The organism is Kribbella sp. NPDC004138, from assembly GCF_053603655.1.
Genome location: NZ_JBSGFZ010000049.1, coordinates 10744 through 28606 on the forward strand (window position 1 = coordinate 10744; position 17863 = coordinate 28606).

14 protein-coding genes are annotated in these 17863 nt (G+C 69.2%); 10 read left to right on the forward strand and 4 right to left on the reverse strand.

Going from position 1 to position 17863, the window contains the following annotated elements:
• Positions 1-13: 13 nt before the first annotated feature.
• Positions 14-1861, forward strand: coding sequence for a hypothetical protein (locus tag ACWEOO_RS41105; RefSeq protein WP_452147679.1), 1848 nt, complete (start codon positions 14-16; stop codon positions 1859-1861).
• Here the strand turns inward: ACWEOO_RS41105 and ACWEOO_RS41110 are convergent, their stop codons facing one another.
• Positions 1862-3610 carry a hypothetical protein gene (locus ACWEOO_RS41110; RefSeq protein ID WP_452147680.1) on the reverse strand — a complete coding sequence of 583 codons (1749 nt, stop codon included), beginning with the start codon at positions 3608-3610 and terminating at the stop codon, positions 1862-1864. It abuts the gene before it with no gap.
• Between the two features lie 213 nt (positions 3611-3823).
• Between ACWEOO_RS41110 and ACWEOO_RS41115 the strand changes: the two genes are divergently transcribed.
• Genes ACWEOO_RS41115 through ACWEOO_RS41135 form a run of 5 tightly spaced genes read left to right on the forward strand, consistent with a single transcriptional unit; the run spans position 3824 to position 9029 of the window.
• Entirely contained in the window at positions 3824-4747 is a 924-nt protein-coding gene (locus ACWEOO_RS41115; protein WP_452147681.1) for a carbohydrate ABC transporter permease, read from the forward strand.
• The gene (locus ACWEOO_RS41120; protein ID WP_363712722.1) at positions 4737-5633 is read left to right on the forward strand and encodes a carbohydrate ABC transporter permease; all 897 of its coding nucleotides are present in this window, start codon (positions 4737-4739) and stop codon (positions 5631-5633) included. The genes ACWEOO_RS41115 and ACWEOO_RS41120 overlap by 11 nt, the downstream gene beginning before the upstream one ends.
• A gap of 20 nt (positions 5634-5653) precedes the next feature.
• A complete protein-coding gene (locus ACWEOO_RS41125) occupies positions 5654-6958 on the forward strand; it encodes an ABC transporter substrate-binding protein (protein ID WP_452147682.1) in 1305 nt (434 codons plus the stop codon).
• A gap of 25 nt (positions 6959-6983) precedes the next feature.
• A complete protein-coding gene (locus tag ACWEOO_RS41130) occupies positions 6984-8090 on the forward strand; it encodes a Gfo/Idh/MocA family protein (protein WP_452147683.1) in 1107 nt (368 codons plus the stop codon).
• Positions 8091-9029: a DUF6807 domain-containing protein gene (locus tag ACWEOO_RS41135; RefSeq protein WP_452147684.1), complete on the forward strand. Its 939-nt coding sequence runs from the start codon at positions 8091-8093 to the stop codon at positions 9027-9029.
• Here the strand turns inward: ACWEOO_RS41135 and ACWEOO_RS41140 are convergent.
• Positions 9007-10410 carry a sensor histidine kinase gene (locus ACWEOO_RS41140; RefSeq protein ID WP_452147685.1) on the reverse strand — a complete coding sequence of 468 codons (1404 nt, stop codon included), beginning with the start codon at positions 10408-10410 and terminating at the stop codon, positions 9007-9009. The genes ACWEOO_RS41135 and ACWEOO_RS41140 overlap by 23 nt on opposite strands.
• A 282-nt stretch (positions 10411-10692) precedes the next feature.
• Here ACWEOO_RS41140 and ACWEOO_RS41145 point away from each other — a divergent pair, with 282 nt between their 5' ends.
• Positions 10693-12096 carry a hypothetical protein gene (locus ACWEOO_RS41145; protein WP_452147686.1) on the forward strand — a complete coding sequence of 468 codons (1404 nt, stop codon included), beginning with the start codon at positions 10693-10695 and terminating at the stop codon, positions 12094-12096.
• Between the two features lie 22 nt (positions 12097-12118).
• Here the strand turns inward: ACWEOO_RS41145 and ACWEOO_RS41150 are convergent, their stop codons facing one another.
• Both ACWEOO_RS41150 and ACWEOO_RS41155 read right to left on the reverse strand, forming a co-directional pair.
• Positions 12119-13321, reverse strand: coding sequence for a cytochrome P450 (locus tag ACWEOO_RS41150; protein WP_452147687.1), 1203 nt, complete (start codon positions 13319-13321; stop codon positions 12119-12121).
• A 737-nt stretch (positions 13322-14058) separates the two neighbouring features.
• Entirely contained in the window at positions 14059-15300 is a 1242-nt protein-coding gene (locus tag ACWEOO_RS41155) for an aldose epimerase family protein (protein WP_452147688.1), read from the reverse strand.
• Between the two features lie 179 nt (positions 15301-15479).
• On the opposite strand from ACWEOO_RS41155, the gene ACWEOO_RS41160 reads away from it, so the two are divergent.
• From ACWEOO_RS41160 to ACWEOO_RS41170, 3 genes are all read left to right on the forward strand, one after another.
• Positions 15480-16079, forward strand: coding sequence for an isochorismatase family protein (locus ACWEOO_RS41160; protein ID WP_452147689.1), 600 nt, complete (start codon positions 15480-15482; stop codon positions 16077-16079).
• 4 nt (positions 16080-16083) lie between these two features.
• A complete protein-coding gene (locus ACWEOO_RS41165) occupies positions 16084-17001 on the forward strand; it encodes a GlxA family transcriptional regulator (RefSeq protein WP_452147690.1) in 918 nt (305 codons plus the stop codon).
• A 67-nt stretch (positions 17002-17068) separates the two neighbouring features.
• Positions 17069-17740 (forward strand): hypothetical protein, encoded by a 672-nt coding sequence (locus ACWEOO_RS41170; protein WP_452147691.1) that lies wholly within the window; start codon positions 17069-17071, stop codon positions 17738-17740.
• Positions 17741-17863: the final 123 nt, after the last annotated feature.

Consider the following 17863-nt stretch of genomic DNA (forward strand, 5'->3'; position numbering starts at 1 on the left):
CAGGAGCTCACTCATGCACGTCAAACGTCGTACCGTGCTGCTCGGTGCCGTCGGCGCCGGTCTGGTTCCCGCTGTGACGGCCGCCCCGGCCCGTGCTGCTGGGCTGCCGTTGCTGGCGGGTCTGCCGGCCGGCGCGCCGGACCGGCGGCTGTTCACGCCCGGCGAGCAGCGGTTCGCGGGGTACCTGGTGATCCTCGCGCCGATGACGAACGACATCGTCGACACCGACCCGTACGGCTTCATGGGCGGCGGCTGGTGGCGGTCGCCGGCCCAGCCGTACAACTCCCGGGTCCAGGAACACGTTTTCACGCTCAGCTGGTTCTACGCCAACCAACGTGCCTGGAACCCGTACTACCGCGACAGCGCACTCCTCGGCCGGCTCGACGCCGCGCTACAGCACTATCTGGGTCTGCAGAACCCGGACGGTTCGTGGCCGGAGTACTCCCCGGGCGAGCGCGGAAAAGCGTCCAGCGGTTTCGGAATCGGCTACCTGGCCAAGACACTGGCCAATCTGCGCCAGGCGAACGCCTTGCCGACCCGGCGGACCCAGCTGGAAGGTGCCCTGCGCAAGGGCGTCGACTGGTACCTGGACCCGGGCAACTCGGTCGTCTGGGACGACCCGTTCGAGTACACGAACCAGGCCGTCGCCGGAGTGGCCGGCTCGGCACTGACGCTGCGGCTGCTGCCCGACCAGGCCCGGTGGCTCAAGCTGCAGGACCGGATCCGGTTCGTCGCGAAGTGGGCGCAGAGTCCGGCCGGGTTCTTCTACGACCCGCGCGGCATGGACATCAACTACAACTTCGAGGTCATGCTGCCGGAGATGGCCGAGCTCTACCTGCAGACCAGGAACCCGCTGCTGGTCTCGATGACGCGCAAGTTCACCGACTGGTTCGGCTACAACCTGCTCCGCGAGCCCGACGGCTCCGGCTGGCTGACGTACTACGCGGTCTCCGACCGGACCTCGGTCGCGTACTACGACGACGTGATCCCGGACCCCGACCGGAGCATCCTCGGCTCGCACTTCGTCCCGGCAGTCCCGAACCTCGGGGCGTTCTTCACCTCCCGCGAGGACAAGGCCGCGACCCGCCAGGCATGGGCCGCGGACCCGGCGCCGGTGCCGGCCCTGGCCAAACAGGACACGTCGCCGCGGATCATCGCGCACGCGCCGTACGGCGAGACGCTGCCGACCCGGTCCGCCAAACGCGCCGCGATCGCGAACATCCCGTACCTGAGCCGCGACAACTTCACCGAGCGCCGCCACGAGAACGACGGCAACCAGGACTACCTCTACGTCCGCCGGCCTGGTCTGTACCTCGGCGCGTTCTTCGGCGAGCGGCAAGGCAGCGCGGTGAAGGCCGGGACCGGCTTCCTGTGGCACCCGGCGGCCGCCACCGTGATCCACGCGCAGCAGACCGCGACCGGCTGCTGGGGAACGGTCCGCGACGGCAAGGCGGATGCCGAAACCAACCTGCTCGCGGAGTACCCGTCGAAGGACCTGGTCCGCTACCGCACCCCGGACGGCTCGGTGTCGACGGAGCTCGTCATCGGCGCGCACTCGGTCAGCCGCCGGGTCACCGCGACGGGCGCCGCAACGGAGCAGATCCCGTTGGTGCTCCAGCCGGGCGACGACGTGGTGTTCTCGGACGGCACCGTCGTGCCGTACGGCGAGACGCGGACGGCGACCGCCGACGGCATCGTGATCCGCCGCGGCGCGGCCACGATCGCGATCACCTGGTCGGCACGCCGTCCGGCGACGCTCAGCACGTCGTCGCGGACGTATCTGCGGGACCAGCGGCGGCGCGTCCACGTACTGCGGATTCCGCACGACGGCTCGCTGGAAACCGTCGTGCGGACCGCATGATCAGGAGGTGCGCAGCCGGAGTACCTGACGCCCCGGTGTCCGGCCGGTCAGGTACACGCGCAGGCCGTCCGGGGTGAGGCTGCCGCCCAGGTAGGTGTAGCGCTCGCCCAGGTCCATCGCGACCCGGGCGGCGCCGTTGCCCGGGCCGAACTCGATCCGGTCCGTGCCGACGGTGTAGCTGCCGGTCCCCGACGACAGCTGGTAGTTGCCTGCGGCATCCAACTGGTCCACGCCGCTCAGGGTGCCGCCCGGGCGGAAGCAGAGCTCGACGGCGTAGCCGGTCTCGTCTCCGGCGAAGTCGAACGTCAGGTCGTAGCCGGACGGAACCTCGGCGACGGTGATCTCGGTCCGCAGTACCCGGTACTGCTTCGGGCGGTGCGGGAAGTCCATGGATGCGTAGAAACGGCCCTCAGGAGTGAGTGCGTAGCGGCCGTCCGCCCGGCGGTAGCGCTTCGGGAGCGGCAGGTGGTACGGGACCTGCACCTCCTGCTGCAGCTTGAACGTACCGGGCGCCGTACGCCGCAGCCCGTCGCTGCGGAAATGACCGGTGCTGAAGAACTGCGGTGACAGCCGGACCGAGTCGAGGATCGCCGCACCGTTGCGGAGCTTGAAGAAGGTCGGGTTCGTCGAGAGGCCCGACGAGATCACCGGGATGTTGTGGAAGTCGGTGCCGCCGAAAACGGTTGCCGTCCGAGCCTCGTGGCGGATCCGCACCGAGGCCTGCGACGGGTAGTGCTGCACGAACTCCGTGGGCGCCGGGGTCGCGTCCGGCAGCACCGCGGACAGCTCCGGCCGCTCCAGCACCTCGGCGAGGAAATCCCCGAGTTCACCGGTTCCGCGCGCCTCGATGCTCTTGGCGACGGTCGTGAACCGGCCGTCTCCGGTGTGCAGCGCCAGCTCGCGGAACTGCGTCAGGTACCACCAGACCTCGCGGACGCCCTTCTGGTCCTGCCGGCGCGACGCGGTCGTGTCCACCTCGCCGTTCGGCTCGAGCAGGTACAGCGTGACGTCGAGATTCCGCTGCACGTAGTCGAGCAGGGCGGGCTTGTCGGACAGCCAGGCGATCGTCAGCAGGCACGGGTTCGTCACCTCGGCGGCGTACGTCGAGCTGCGCTCGCTGTAGATCCCGTCCGGGGTCGCGTCGATGCCCTCGTCGAGCCAGTCGTCGATCCGCGCCGCGTACCGCCGGTCCGGGAAGAGGTGGTGCGCCCGGGCCAGCGCCGCGGACACCTCCCACCGGTGGTTGGGTGTGTGGACGCCGCCCGACGCCAGCGCGGGCCCGGCCTTCTTGATCACCGAGGCCAGCGACGCGCGCATCGACGCGGTCTCCGGCCGGCCGTCCGCGTCGAGCAGTGCGTACAGCATGCACACGTCCTGGATCGCGAAAGCGCTGTCCGGCGGCGAGTGCAGGTTGCCGACGTCGTACAGGCCGTCCTCGTGCTGCCGCGCGGCGAGCTGGTCGACGAGCCAGGCCAACGGCTCGAGGAGCGTGGCGTCGTGATGGTACGGCGACCGTCCCCACGCATAGCCGGAAACGAGCCGGCGGGCCTTGCGGGCCACGGTCCGGACACTGTCGGAAACGTTCTGAAAGTTGCCGAGCACGATCGGAATCTGTTTCCGGTTCGCCTCGGTGAGCAGGGTCAGGAAGTCCTCGTCCACGGCTGCCACCTCAGCACGTGCCGCACCTGGATGCAGCGCGCCGAGCGCGACCGTGGTCAGCGAACCGGTGAGAAAAGTACGTCGCAGCATCGGGATCTCCGTCGGTAAGCGGTTGCCAAATGCTCAGAACTGTCGCGCCGGAACTTTGTCCTGTCAATAGCTCGCAATCGGTCCGGATCCGGCCCTTTCCTTCATCGATGAACTCTTGCGGGAACCGGTTTCTTGTACTAGCTTGACCGGCCAAGGCAAGCGCTTTCCTGAGCGTCGGGCCGAAGGCTGACGGGGACGGAAGAGAGGTGACCATTGAGTGCGCTGGGTGAGCTGGGCAGTCTGAGGGGCAAGAAGACGGCAGGTCAGAAGAAGGACAACCTGGCCGGCTATCTGTTCCTGGCGCCGTGGTTGCTGGGTCTGTTCCTGATCACGATCGGGCCGATGCTGGCCTCGCTGTACCTGTCCTTCACGGACTACAACCTGATCCAGGCCCCGAAGTGGATCGGCCTGGAGAACTTCGCCCGGATGCTGTCCGACGAGCGGCTGCACAACTCGCTGCGCGTGACGTTCACCTACGTGTTCGTCTCGGTGCCGCTGCAGCTGGCGATCGCACTGCTGCTGGCCGTCGTCCTCGACCGCGGCGTCCGCGGGATGGCGTTCTACCGCTCGGTGTTCTACCTGCCGTCACTGCTCGGCTCGAGTGTCGCGATCGCGATCCTCTGGCGGCAGGTGTTCGGCACCACCGGCCTGCTCAACCAGGTGTTGGACGTGTTCGGCATCGAGGGTAAGGGCTGGATCTCCGACCCGAGCACCGCGCTCGGCACGCTCGTCGTCCTGAACGTCTGGACGTTCGGGTCGCCGATGGTGATCTTCCTGGCCGGGCTGCGGCAGATCCCGACGATGTACTACGAGGCGGCGTCGGTCGACGGCGCCGGCGTCCTGCGGCGGTTCTTCAGCATCACGCTGCCGCTGCTGACGCCGATCATCTTCTTCAACCTGGTGCTGCAGATCATCCACGCGTTCCAGTCGTTCACCCAGGCGTTCGTCGTCTCCGGGGGCAGCGGCGGGCCGTCGGACTCGACGATGTTCTTCACGCTGTACCTCTACGACCGGGGCTTCGGGAACTTCGACATGGGCTACGCCTCCGCGATGGCGTGGTTCCTGCTCGTGATCATCGGGGTCTTCACCGCCGCGAACTTCTTCGCCTCGAAGTACTGGGTGTTCTATGACGACTGAGACGACGACCGAGACGCTGACCCGCACCGTCGCCACCCGCCGGGCCTCGGCCGTCACCTGGTCCCGGATCCGGCCGCTGGTGATCCACGTCGTGCTGGCCGGTTCCGCGCTGGTGATGCTGTACCCGGTGATCTGGATGGTGGTCAGCTCGCTGCGCCCGGGCAACGAGATCTTCCGCGACCCCGGGATCCTGGTGAAGGACCTGCGGATCGAGAACTACCGGGTCGGCTGGCACGCGCTGACCGAGCCGTTCACCCGCTACCTGCTGAACTCGGCGCTGGTGGTGCTCGGCTCGATCGTCGGCAACCTGGTGTCCTGCTCGATGGCGGCCTACGCGTTCGCCCGGCTGGAGTTCACCGCGAAGAAGTTCTGGTTCGCGATCATGCTGCTCAGCATCATGCTGCCGATCCACGTGGTGATCGTGCCGCAGTACATCCTGTTCTCGAACCTGGGCTGGATCAACACGGTGCTGCCGCTGGTGGTGCCGAAGCTGCTGGCCACCGACGCGTTCTTCGTGTTCTTGATGGTGCAGTTCATCCGCGGCATCCCGCGCGAGCTGGACGAGGCCGCCCGGATCGACGGCTGCGGCAAGGCCTCGATCTTCCTGCGGATCATCCTGCCGCTGATGGTGCCGGCCCTGGCCACCACGACGATCTTCACGTTCATCTGGACCTGGAACGACTTCTTCAGCCAGTTGATCTACCTGACCGACCCGCACATGTACACCGTCCCGGTCGCGCTGCGGTCGTTCGTCGACTCGACCTCCAGCTCGTCGTGGGGATCGATGTTCGCGATGTCGGTCGTCTCCCTCGTCCCGGTCTTCCTCGCCTTCCTGCTGGGCCAGCGGTTCCTGATCAAGGGCATCGCGACCACCGGCATCAAGTAACTCCCTGAAAGGTGCACTTCATGAGGCACATCCCACGCGCCCTGACGGCCCTGGCGCTGGCCACCACGTTGCTGGCGGCCAGTGCCTGCGGCGGCGACTCCGGCGGCCCGGGCGGGTCGTCCGACGCCGGCGGCAAGGTCACGCTCCGATTCACCTGGTGGGGATCGGACACCAGGACCAAACTCACCCAGCAGGTGATCGACGCGTACCAGAAGGACCATCCGAACGTCACGATCAAGGGTGAGTTCGGCGAGTGGTCCGGCTACTGGGACAAGCTCGCCACCACGGTCGCGGCGAACGACGCGCCGGACATCATCCAGATGGACGAGAAGTACCTGCGGGAGTACGCCGACCGCGGCGCGCTGCTCGACCTGAAGAAGGCGCAGGGCCTGGACACCGGCAAGTTCGAGCCGGACACGCTCGGCGCCGGCGAGTTCGACGGCGGCCTGTACGGGCTGAACGCCGGCATCAACTCGTTCGCGGTGGTCGTGAACCCGGCGGCCTTCAAGACCGCCGGCGTGGCGATCCCGGACGACACCACGTGGACCTGGGACGACTTCTCCCGGATCGCCGCGGAGATCACCACCAAGACCGGCGGCAAGATCACCGGAACCGGCGCGCTCGGCACCAACGAGGCCGGCCTGAACCTGTGGGCCCGGCAGAACGGCGAGTCGCTCTGGACGAAGGACGGCAAGCTCGGTGTCTCCCCGGAGAAGACCACCGACTTCTTCAAGTACGTCCTGAAGCTGCGCGACGCGAAGGCGATCCCGTCGGCCGAGGCGATCTCCCAGGACATGAACGCGTCGCTCGACCAGTCGGCGTTCGCGACCGGCAAGCTGGCGATGAGCTTCATCTGGAGCAACCAGCTGGTGGCCTTCAGCAAGGCGACCGGCCAGCAGCTCAAGCTGCTGCGGATCCCGAGCACCGACGGCAAGGCCGCCGACAACGGCTCGTACTACAAGGGCTCGATGTTCTGGTCGATCTCGGCGCGGTCCAAGCACCAGAAGGAGGCCGCGGAGTTCGTCAACTACCTGGCCAACAACACCGCCGCCGGCGACGTACTGCTCGCCGAGCGGGGCGTGCCGCCGAACACCGAGGTGCGCGCCTCGGTGACGCCGAAGCTGCAGCCGGCCGACGCCGCGTCCGCCAAGTTCATCCAGGACATCGGCAAGGACCTCGGCGACCCCTCGCCGGCCCCGCCGGTCGGCGGCGGTCAGGTGGAGAAGATCATCCAGCGGTACACGACCGAGGTGCTGTTCGGCCGGCAGGCGCCGGACGCGGCCGCCAAGGCCTTCCTGGACGAGGTCAACGGGGAGCTCAAATAGTGTTGCTAACGGCAACTGATTGCCGATGACGGGGGCCCGCGTGGCCGTGGTGGGGATCCACGGCCACGGTGCCTCCCATGTCCGTAACGCCGCCCGGCTGGCGAAGACCGGCCGGGCCGAGCTGGTGGCGGTCGCCGATCCCCGGGGCGGCGGCGACCTGCCGCCGGGCGTCCGGGTCTTCGGCGGCCTGGACGAGCTGCTCGCGGCGACCGAGGTCGACGTCGTGGTGATCTGTACGCCGATCCAGACACACGTCCCGCTGGCCGAGCTGGCGATGCGCGCGGGTGCCGACGTACTGCTGGAGAAGCCGCCGACCGCGTCGATGGCCGAGTTCGAGCAACTGTCCGCGGTCGTGGCCGAGACCGGGCGGGCGTTGCAGGTCGGGTTCCAGGCGCAGGCGTCGGAGGCGACGCTGAAGCTCGCGGCGATGATGGCCGAGGGGCAGCTCGGTGAGATCCGCGGGATCAGCGCGGTGGGGAAGTGGGTGCGGACGGCGCGGTACTTCCAGCGCGCGCGCTGGTCCGGCAAGCGGCGGCTCGACGGCGTCGACGTCGTCGACGGGGCGGTGACGAATCCGCTCGCGCACGCGACCGCGGCGGCGCTGCTGCTGGACGGTTCGACCGGCCTGGACGACGTACGGTCGATCGAGACCGAGCTGTACCGGGCGAACCCGATCGAGTCCGATGACACCTCGTCGGTGCGGATCATGACCGCGCGCGGTACGCCGATCCTGATCGCGGTCACGTTGTGCGCGGCCGAGCACCTCGAGGCGACGGTGATCGTGCACGGATCGGAGGGCCGCGCGGTCCTCACGTACCAGTCGGATCTGATCGGCGACACGAAGTACGGCCGGGCCGACCTGCTGGAGAACCTGCTCGCGCACCGGGCCGACCCCGCGGTGCCGCTGTACGTGCCGCTGGCCGCGACGGGTGGGTTCACCCGCGTGGTCGAGGCGGTCCGCACGGCGCCGGCCCCGGCACCGATCGCGCCGGAGCTGGTGCGCTGGGAGGGCGAAGGACTCGAGCGCCGGCCGATCCTCCTCGACGTCGAGCAATGGATCGACCGGGCCTCGGACGAGCTGGCGCTGTTCAGCGAGATCGGGGCGCCCTGGACCGAACAACGGGAGAGCTGAATGTCGCAGAAACTCGGCTGCAACCACGCCGTCAACCAGTCGATCCAGGTGACGGCGGGCGGCGGCGAGCTGTTCACCTATGTCTACAACGCGGACGACCCGCAGTACGAGTCGCCGCGGCCGTACTTCCACCCGATCCGGACACTGACCGGCGACCTGGTCAGCGTCTACCGCCCGTGGGACCACCTGTGGCACAAGGGCCTGTCCTGGTCGCTGCCGCACTTCGGGCACGACAACTTCTGGGGCGGGCCGACGTACGCGCAGCAGGACGGGTATCAGCCACGCGACAACAACGGCTCGCAGGACCACGACCGGGTCCACGCGCTGGACGTGTCCGACGACGAGGTCCGGTTCGCGCACCACCTGTCGTGGCACCGGCAGAGCGGCGAGCACGTCGTCGACGAGTCCCGCACGATCACCGCGCGGCTCGCGGACGACGGCTGGGTGCTGGTCTACGACACCGCGATGACGAACGTGTCCGGCGAGACGATCCAGATCGGCAGCCCGACCACCGCCGGCCGCCCGAACGCCGGGTACGGCGGACTGTTCTGGCGCGGGCCGCGGGCGTTCACCAACGGCACCATCCTCGCCCCGCAGGGCAGCGGCCGCGACGAGCTCCGCGGTCAGCGCGCGCCGTGGATGGGCTTCACCGCCCGCCAGGACGAGACCGACACCGCGTCGACGATCATCGTCGCCGACGCCGCCGACAACGTTCGCCACCCACCGGAGTGGTTCGTCCGCTCGGAGGACTTCGCGGCGGTCTGCCCCGCCCCGTTCTTCTCCGAGGAACTCCCGTTCCCCGCCGGCGACACCCTCCGCCTCCGCTACGCCGTCCTGGTCGCCGACGGCCTCTCTGACGACAACCGCGCGGCCACCCTCGCGGCCCAGGCCACCAAGGCACTCGCCGAGATCCGCCTCACGCGGGCAACGCCAGCGTGAAGCTGGTGCTGCCCGGGCTCGAGCTCAGGGTCAGGGTGCCGTTGTGGGCCTCGGTGATGGATCGGGCCAGGGACAGGCCGAGACCGGTGCCGCCGGTGGCGCGCGTTCGGGCGGTGTCGGCGCGGGTGAAGCGCTGGAAGACGTTGGGCAGCAGGTCGGCGGGGATGCCGGGGCCGTCGTCGTGGACGGTGAGCAGGGCGGAGTGGTCGCTGCGGTTGGCCGTGACGGTGACAGTGGTGCCGGGTGGGGTGTGCCGGCGCGCGTTCGTCAGGAGGTTGGCTAGGACCTGGTGCAGGCGTTGCTCGTCGCCGATGACGACGATCGGCTCGGCGGGCAGGTCCAGCTCCCAATGGTGGCTGGGGGCAACGATCCGGGCGTCGGTGACCGCGTCGAGGGCCAGCCTCGACAGGTCGACCGAGCGGCTGTCGAGCGGCCGCCCGGCGTCCAGCCGGGCAAGTAGCAGGAGGTCCTCGACCAGCGACGCCATCCGGGTGGTCTCGACCATCACCTTGCCCATCGCGTGCGCGAACAGGTCGGGATCGCGCTGGTGCAGGCTCAGCTGGGCGTAACCGTGGATCGTCGTCAGCGGCGTCCGCAGCTCGTGCGACGCGTCCGCGACGAACTGCCGGACCTGCTGCTCGCTGCGGTGCCTGGCGTCGAGCGCGCCTTCCATGTGCCCGAGCAACGTGTTGAGCGCGACCGCGACCTGTCCCACCTCGGTCCGTTCGTCGGTGAGCTGGTCGGGCACCCGGGCCGTCACCCCGATCTCGCCGGTGTCGAGCGGTAGCGCCGCCACCTCGCGGGCCGTCTGCGCGACGCGGCGCAGCGGCCGCAACTGCCGCCGTACGACGAACACCGCGACGCCGCCCGCGGTGAGTACGCCGATCCCGCCGAACAACGCCTCCCACCCGATCAGGCTGTTGATCGTGTCCTGGATGTCCTTGGTCGGCAGCCCGGTGATCACGGTGACCTGGTCGATGCTCGCCGCGCGCACCCGGTACTCGCCGAGGCCGGGCAGGTCGACCGTGCTGGTCCGACCGGCCGCGAGGTTGTCGAGCTTGCCGACGACCACGTCGGTGAGGTCGGTGACGTTGCCTTCGGCAGTGACCACTGTCCCGGCCGCATTGTCGCCCTGCGCGTAGACCGTCACCGTGCCGGCGTCCTGCCCGTGCGGCGCGTCCGGTGGTGGTCCCCACGACCCGTTCTTCAACGCGCCCATCGCGCGCCCTTGGGCGGCCATCACCTTGCCGTCGAGCTGCCCGGTCAGGTACGAGCCGATCGCTGCGGTCGTCAGTACGCCGATCACGATGCTCACCACCGCGACCAGCGCCACCATCGCCGCCGCGACCCGCACACTCAACGAACGCGCCGCGACCCTCATGCCCCCAGGATGTGCGGCCGGCCCTCGGACCCGCTGCACGTTTCCTGCCATCTTGCTGTGAACCGCGATGCCGGGGTAATTTCCTGCTTCGTCAATAAATCCGTTCTGCAAAGAATTCATAGGTTAGAACCGGGATCGGAACGGGGAGGTTCGAGACGTTTCCGGATTCGCCTCCCCTTTCGGGGCCGGAAACCGGTAGCCTCGTGCAGCGCGCTATGGGGGCCGCCGTACCACCCACCCGACGAACTGCCGGAGAGCCCAAACCGGTCAGGAGTGCACGTCTTGCAGGAGAACACCAGCACAACCAGTACTGGCGAACTGGTCAACGTACCCCTCACCGGTGCGGACAAAGTCGCCTACGCTTTCTACGCGACCGCGGCTGCCGCGGCGCTGGTCGGCCAGGTCTGGGCCGGCGTGACCCATATCCCGTGGCCGGACAGCGGCTTCTCGACGCTGCTCAAGATCGTCCTCGTCACGCCCGCGGTCGCGGTGCTCGAGCTCGGTGGCGTCGCCACCGCGGCGCTCGCGGACCTGCGCCGCCGCAAGGGCGAGCAGGCCTACGCGTACCGGGCGATGTCGTTCTTCGCGGCGCTCGTCGCGGTGGTCTTCAACGTGGTCGGCCACTGGCGTCCGGAGGAGCGGTTCCTGGCCTTCGGCTTCGGCGGCCTGTCCGCGTTCGCCTACGTGCTCTGGCTGATCCACAGCTCGGCCCGGCGCCGTGACGCGTTGCGTCGCGCGGGCCAGATGCGCGACACCGGTCCGGTGTACGGCATCGTGCAGTGGATCCGCGAGCCGAAGACGACCTGGCTCGCGCGCTCGCTGGCGATCGAGCACGGCTACTCGCTCTACGAGAGCCTGCGCGCCGCGCAGCACCAGATCCGCAACCGCAGCCGCCGCGAGGCGATCGCCGGGACCGTTGCCGAGTACATCCGGTCCGAGCACCAGGACGAGCGGCTGGCGAAGATCGCCGAGACGACGTACGACCCGGACCGGCTGGCCGGGATGCTCGAGGAGCGGATCAACTACGAGGTCATCACCAACAAGCTGACCAAGGCGATCTCGCCGCCGCCGGAGCAGCCCGAGGAACGTCCCGCCGTACCGGCGGCCGTCTGGGTGCTGGAGGGCGGGCAGCCGCGACGTGCGGACAGCACCGGCGTCGGACTGCGCGACGACGACGCGTGGACCGGTGAGCTGATGGCGATCGTCGACCAGGGACCGGAGACCGACGAGTCGGTCGCCGAGGCGGTCGTGGTCGAGGACGCCGGCGAGCCGCAGCACGTCGTCAACGGCAACGGTTCCGTGAACGGGAAGCTGAAGCCGTTCGCGCCGCAGCCGAAGGCCGAGCCGATGGTGGAGAAGCCGAAGCCGCCGTCGCCGTTCGCGGGCCCGGCGGACCCGCAGCCCCCGGCGCTGATCACCACCCCGAAGGTCGAGCCGGTCCTGCCGGACCCGGCGCCGGTCGTCGTCCAGAAGGCCGAGCCGGAGCCGGAGGAGGACAAGCCGGAGCCGACGGCGCTGGAGAAGAAGCGGATGCGGGCCTACGCGCTGCTGGCCGACTGGCCGGCCGGTCGCGAGCGCAGCGCGAAGACGCTGGCCGACGCGATCGCGTCCAGCGAGCCGATGGCCGCGCGGTTCATCGAGCAGTACGAGACCGAGCACGGAGTCGTGTTCGCCTCGCAGAACTGATTCATCGAGCTGCCGGTGGACCTCACAGGTTGAGGTTCACCGGCAGTTCTGCGAGACCGCTGACCAGCACGCGCCGCCACTCGAGCTCTTCGGCCGGCTTCGCGAGGCTCATCCGCGGAAACCTTCGGACGAGGGCCGCCAGCGACTCCTGCAGCTCGATCCGCGCCAGTTGCGCGCCGAGGCAGAAGTGCGGACCGAAGCCGAACGACAGGTGCTTGTTGTCCGGCCGATCCAGCCGCAGCTCGTCCGGTGCGTCGTACGCCCGCGGGTCCCGGTTCGCGGAGTTGAGCGCCGCCATTACGCCGTCACCGGCCTTGATGTGTACGCCGTGCAGCTCGATGTCCTCGACCGCGACGCGGAGCTGACCGACCTCGCTGAACCGGTTGAACCGCAGCAGTTCCTCGATCGCCGACGGGGTCAGACCGGGCTCCGCGACCAGCCGGGCCCAGTTCTCCGGCCAGCGCAGCAGGGCGGCGACGCAGCTGGAGATCTGGTTCGCCGACGTCTCGTGCCCGGCGACGAGCAGGTTCACGCCGAACGCGATCAGCTCGTCCTGGCTGAGCCGGTCGCCCTCCTCGCGGGCGCGGACGAGCTCGTCGAGCAGGTCCTCGGAGGGCTGGTCGGTGTTGGCGAGCTTCTTGGTGACCAGGTCCTCGATGTACGCCGTCAGGTTGGTCATCGCGTCCTCGACCAGATCCTTCTCGGCCATCTTCATGCTGTACCCGAGCTCGGTCCACTCCCGGAACTGTTCACGGTCCGCATACGGCACGCCGAGCAGCTGGCAGATCACCTGGATCGGCAACGGCAGCGCGACCAGCTCGCGGATGTCGGCGCCGTCGCCCGCCCGCGCCACGTCCTCGGCGAGCTGCGCGGACAGCTCCGCGACCCACGGCCGGGTCTGCTCGATCTTCCGGTGCGCGAACGTTGGGACCACCAACCGTCGCAGCCGGCTGTGCTCCGGCGGGTCGGTGGTGGTCAGGCTGTTCGGCATCGGCTTGGCCAGCGCGACCCGGGGTGCTCCCTGCTTCACCACCGCGGCGCGCGAGAAGCGCGGATCGGCGAGCACCAGTTTCACGTCGTCGTACCGGGTGACCAGCCAGACCTCGGCGCCGGCCAGCGTCCGCACCCGCGCCACCGGGCGGTCCTCCCGCAACGCGGCGAACGTCGGCGACGGATCGAACCGAAACGCGTCCTCGAACGGAATCTGCAAGACCGGCTCAGTCATACCCCCGACCCTAGGCAACTTAGGTAACCCTTGCTTCGGGTTCCGGCGCGTCGAGAGTGTTACAGCCGGCCGTTCGGCCCTCTGTCCGCCACGCCGTACGGCAGTACCGTCAGGACCTCAGTGGTCGGCTCGGTCAGTTCGTCGGGGCCTGGCCGCGCGGACCCCGGTGTGTCTGCGGCGTGTCGGCGCCGGTGCGTGCAAGCTCGACAGGTAGTGCACGGCGGGACGGTGTACGCCTCGCGCTGAGGTGCACTAGGTAAGGTCCGGCAGGTCCTGTGCAGAGTGCACATCCACCCTCCGCCGACGCCCGCCCAGCCCCCGACGAACTCATGGCGCGGACCTTTGAGCCTGGATCCGTGGATTGGCCGGGTGACACCTGTCAGCCGGCTGAGCAGCACCGGCAATCCCAAGGGGTTGTCCGGTCGCGTTGGGGGTTCTCTGCTGGTATCCGAGCGAAGAACCCCCAACAGGGGTGGAGAACCAGCCGATCCCCGGCGCGCCGACGGGCGAGCGCAGCAGCGCGGCACGGCGGGATCGGAGCGCGCAGCACCCGGGGCGGCCGGCCGCACTTTGGGAGGTTCACCTGCCAACTCGTCCCTTTGCCCACGGTGTGCAGGGGGTGAAGGGACACTTTCAGAGGTGAACCCCTGAAAGTTCTCCGGCGGGTGGCGTGCCCGGCCGTCCGTCCCGCCGACTCGTCCACGGATTCAGGCTGAGGTACGGCTGTACCGCGGCGACTACTTGGTGCCGAAGGAGTAGATGGTGGTGGACTTGTAGGTCTCGCCGGGGCGCAGGACCGTGGACGGGAAGTTCGGGTGGTTCGGCGAGTCCGGGAAGTGCTGGGTCTCGAACGCGAACGCGTCGCCCTGCCGGTAGGCCTTGTTGCCGATGCCGAGGAACGTGCCGTCGAGGAAGTTCCCGCTGTAGAACTGGACGCCCGGCTGGTCGGTGAGCACCTCGATCGTGCGGCCGTGCTCGGGCTCCCAGAAGCGGCCCGCGAGCCGCAGGCCGTCGTCGTCCGGCTCGCCGCCGATGACGAAGTTGTGGTCGTACCCGCGGCCGAAGATCAGCTGCTGGTGGTCGCCGCGCAGCCGCTTGCCGATCGCCGTCGGCCGGCTGAAGTCGAACGGCGTCCCGGCGACCGGGGCGATCTCGCCGGTCGGGATCAGCGTCGCGTCGACCGGCGTGTACTGCGGCGCGTTCAGCTCCAGCACGTGGTCGTAGATGGTGCCGTTGCCCTCGCCGAGCAGGTTGAAGTACACGTGGTTGGTGAGGTTCACGATCGTCGGCTTGCCGGCGACCGTCGCGTGGTAGTCGATCCGCAGGTTGTCGCGCCGGTCCAGCGTGTACGTGACGGTGCTGGTGAGCTCACCGGGGAAGCCCATCTCGCCGTCCGGGCTGACGTAGGTGAAGGCCACGCCGACGGCCTTGTCGCTCTGCACGACCTTGGCCTTCCAGACCTTCTTGTCGAAGCCGAGCGTGCCGCCGTGCAGCGCGTTCTCACCGTTGTTGACCGGGATCTGGTACGTCGTCCCGTCGAGCGTGAACCGGCCCTTCGCGATCCGGTTGCCGTACCGGCCGATGGTGGCTCCGAAGTACGGGCTGAGCTTCGCGTAGTCGGGCAGGTTGTCGAAGCCGAGGCTGATGTTCGTGGTCCGGCCGCGGCGGTCCGGCGTCTCGACGCGCTGGATCGTCGCGCCCCAGGTGAGCATCGAGATCGTCACCCGGCCGTTGGTGAACGTGTACACGTCGACCTGCTGATCGTCCGGTGTGGTGCCGAACGGGGCCTTGGTGATCTCGAGCTTGCCGTGGTGTCCGCGCATGCCGGTCAATCTATCCGGCGTACCAGTGGCCGAACCGGTTCGGGCGGCGTCGGCGCCGGCTTGGGCGGTGTTGGTGAGTGCGCCCGCGGCGGCGGCACCGAGGCCCAGGGCGCCGGCGGTCCGCAGGACCTGGCGGCGGGGCAGGTGATCGGGCATCGCAATCCCCTCAATCGTTGTAGAGACCAGACCCAGGCACGATAAGCACGCCAGACCAGTGTTTGGAACAGTTCGGAAGGGTGTGAATTCGTCCGATCTCTCCGCGCTGACCGGATCGTTCCGGTCCCGGCCCCGATCGAGCCTTCAACCGGGCGCCGGGCGCGGGCGATCCTGGGGGCATGAGCCGAACCGCACTGATCGTGATCGACGTCCAGGAATCGTTCCGGGTCCGCCCGAACTGGCAGCTGGTGAACCACCCCGACATCGCCGACCGGGTGGACCGGCTGGTGCGCGCGGCCCGGGAGGCCGGCGACCTCGTCGTCTGGGTGCTGCACACCGAACCGGGGACCGGCGGCGCCTTCGACCCGGCGAACGGGCACGTCCGGCTGATCGACGGCCTCGAATCGTTGCCGACGGAAACGACGATCCGGAAAACGTCGCACAACGCTTTCACCACCACGAATCTGCAGCAGGTGCTCACTCAGAACGGCGTTTCCGAAATCGTTGTCTGCGGCATCCGGACCGAGCAGTGCTGTGAGACCACCGCGCGGGTCGGGTCCGACCTCGGGTACGACGTGGTGTTCGTCTCCGAGGCGACCGCGACGATGGCGCTGGCGCACCCCTCGATCCGCGACGAGGCGACCGTCGAGGAGATCCTCGCCGATCCGCGGACCCTGACCGCGGAGCAGGTCGTCGAGCGGACGGAGTACGTGCTGGCCGGCCGGTTCGCCACCATCCGGACCCTCGACGAGCTCACCGGCGTACCTGTGGCATCCTGACCGGATGCGTCCTACTCGGGTGGTCTTCGTGCTGGTGCCGAGGCTGCATCTGCTCGATCTGGCCGGCCCGGCGCAGGTGTTCACCACCGCGAACGACTTCGGGTACGGGTACGAGGTGTCGTACGTGGCCGAATCCGACGAGATCGCGACCGCCCAGGGCGTGCCGTTGCGGACCTCGTCGGTGTGGCCGGAGCTCGATCCGGGCGACCTGGTCGTGGTTCCGGGATGGCGGTCGCCGCGGCTGTCCCCGGAGCCGCCGATCGGGCCCGGGTTCCGGCAGCGGCTGCGGGCGCACCACGCGAGCGGCGGGTCGGTGGCGAGCGTCTGCTCCGGCGCCGACGCGCTCGGCTGGGCCGGCCTCCTCGACGGGCGCCGGTTCACCACCCACCACGACCTGACCGACGAACTGGCCGCCCGCTACCCGCGGGCGACCATCGTGCGTGACGTGCTGTACGTCGAGGACGACCGCGTCATCACCTCCGCCGGGATCGCCAGCGGGATCGACCTGGCGCTGCACCTGGTCGCGGTCGGCCGGGGCGCCGAGGCAGCCGCGCGGGTCGCGCGCGAGATGGTCGTCTACGCCCGGCGCAACGGCGACGAGCTGCAGGAGTCCGTGATGCTGCGGCACCGGGACCACCTCAACGATCTGGCGCACCGCGTCCAGGACGTCATCGACGTCCGGTACGCCGACCGGCTGCCGCTGGCCGACCTGGCCGGGCAGGTCGGCGTCAGCGAGCGCACGCTGACCCGCCTCTTCACCGCCTCAACCGGCCTTACGCCGCTGCGGTATCAGCAGCTCCTGCGGCTGGAGCGGGCCGAACACCTGATCGGCCACGGCGCCACCGTCGAGTCCGCCGCCCGGACCGTCGGTTTCGAGGACGCGCGGATGCTGCGCCGCCTGCGTAGCCGGAATTCCGTCTAGTCCGGAACAACTTTTTCCGGAACCCGTACGTCTACTCGTGCACAACCAACGACGAGGGGGACGGAACATGAGGTTTGTTGCTCGGGGCATGCGCCGGGGTGTGGTTGCGACCGGTGCGGCGGCCGGCGTGCTGGCCGTGGGACTCACCGTTCTGGTGGCGCCGGGGGCGGACGCCGGTACGACATCGGCGACGTCGGCGACCGTGCTGAGCCGGTCGCAGATGCTGACCGTCGCCGAGGTGCGCAAGGCGGACGCGCGGGCGGGCTGGCTGCGGCAGGTGGACAGGGGAATCCTGCCGAGGACCTACTGCGGACCGGCCTCGACCGAGGGCAAGCGGGTCGCGGCGCGGATGGCGCGCGGGTTCAGCAACGACATGAGCTCGTGGGGCGCGCAGTACGTCAGCCGGTACGCGAACGCGGCGAGTGCGCGGGCGGCGTACAACTCGATCATCGCGACGCTGAAGAGCTGCACGTACAGCAAGCCCGCGCCGACGCACGCGCGGAAGATCACCGAGAACCGGGTGGTGAAGGGTGCCTCGGGTGACGTCACGCGGGTGATCCGATGGTACGACTACCCGAAGCCGAACGACCCGGGCAGCGAGCCGGGCGGGTTCCCGTACGCCGTCACGCTGAAGGGCCGCAACGTCTCGGTGCTGGCGTTCAGCGAGATGGGCGCGGGGATGCCCGCGCCGAACTTCGACAAGCTCGCTCGGCAGGCAGCGGCCAAGATCAGCCGCTAGGAGCCCAGCGGGGGGATGTGCTGGGCGGCCGAACGCCGGAAGAGCTCCTGGTAGTCGGCCACATGCTCGTCACGCAGGTCCTCCGCCTTGGCAAGCGCAGTTCGGGCTGTCGTGTCGGCGGCA

Coding starts and splice junctions, on each gene's coding strand:
- ACWEOO_RS41130 (WP_452147683.1), top strand. CDS start 6,984: ATGACGGGGGCCCGCGTGGCCGTGGTGGGGATCCACGGCCACGGTGCC.
- ACWEOO_RS41150 (WP_452147687.1), bottom strand. CDS start 13,321: ATGACTGAGCCGGTCTTGCAGATTCCGTTCGAGGACGCGTTTCGGTTC.
- ACWEOO_RS41165 (WP_452147690.1), top strand. CDS start 16,084: ATGCGTCCTACTCGGGTGGTCTTCGTGCTGGTGCCGAGGCTGCATCTG.
- ACWEOO_RS41160 (WP_452147689.1), top strand. CDS start 15,480: ATGAGCCGAACCGCACTGATCGTGATCGACGTCCAGGAATCGTTCCGG.
- ACWEOO_RS41125 (WP_452147682.1), top strand. CDS start 5,654: ATGAGGCACATCCCACGCGCCCTGACGGCCCTGGCGCTGGCCACCACG.
- ACWEOO_RS41170 (WP_452147691.1), top strand. CDS start 17,069: ATGAGGTTTGTTGCTCGGGGCATGCGCCGGGGTGTGGTTGCGACCGGT.
- ACWEOO_RS41110 (WP_452147680.1), bottom strand. CDS start 3,610: ATGCTGCGACGTACTTTTCTCACCGGTTCGCTGACCACGGTCGCGCTC.
- ACWEOO_RS41105 (WP_452147679.1), top strand. CDS start 14: ATGCACGTCAAACGTCGTACCGTGCTGCTCGGTGCCGTCGGCGCCGGT.
- ACWEOO_RS41135 (WP_452147684.1), top strand. CDS start 8,091: ATGTCGCAGAAACTCGGCTGCAACCACGCCGTCAACCAGTCGATCCAG.
- ACWEOO_RS41120 (WP_363712722.1), top strand. CDS start 4,737: ATGACGACTGAGACGACGACCGAGACGCTGACCCGCACCGTCGCCACC.
- ACWEOO_RS41140 (WP_452147685.1), bottom strand. CDS start 10,410: ATGAGGGTCGCGGCGCGTTCGTTGAGTGTGCGGGTCGCGGCGGCGATG.
- ACWEOO_RS41155 (WP_452147688.1), bottom strand. CDS start 15,300: ATGCCCGATCACCTGCCCCGCCGCCAGGTCCTGCGGACCGCCGGCGCC.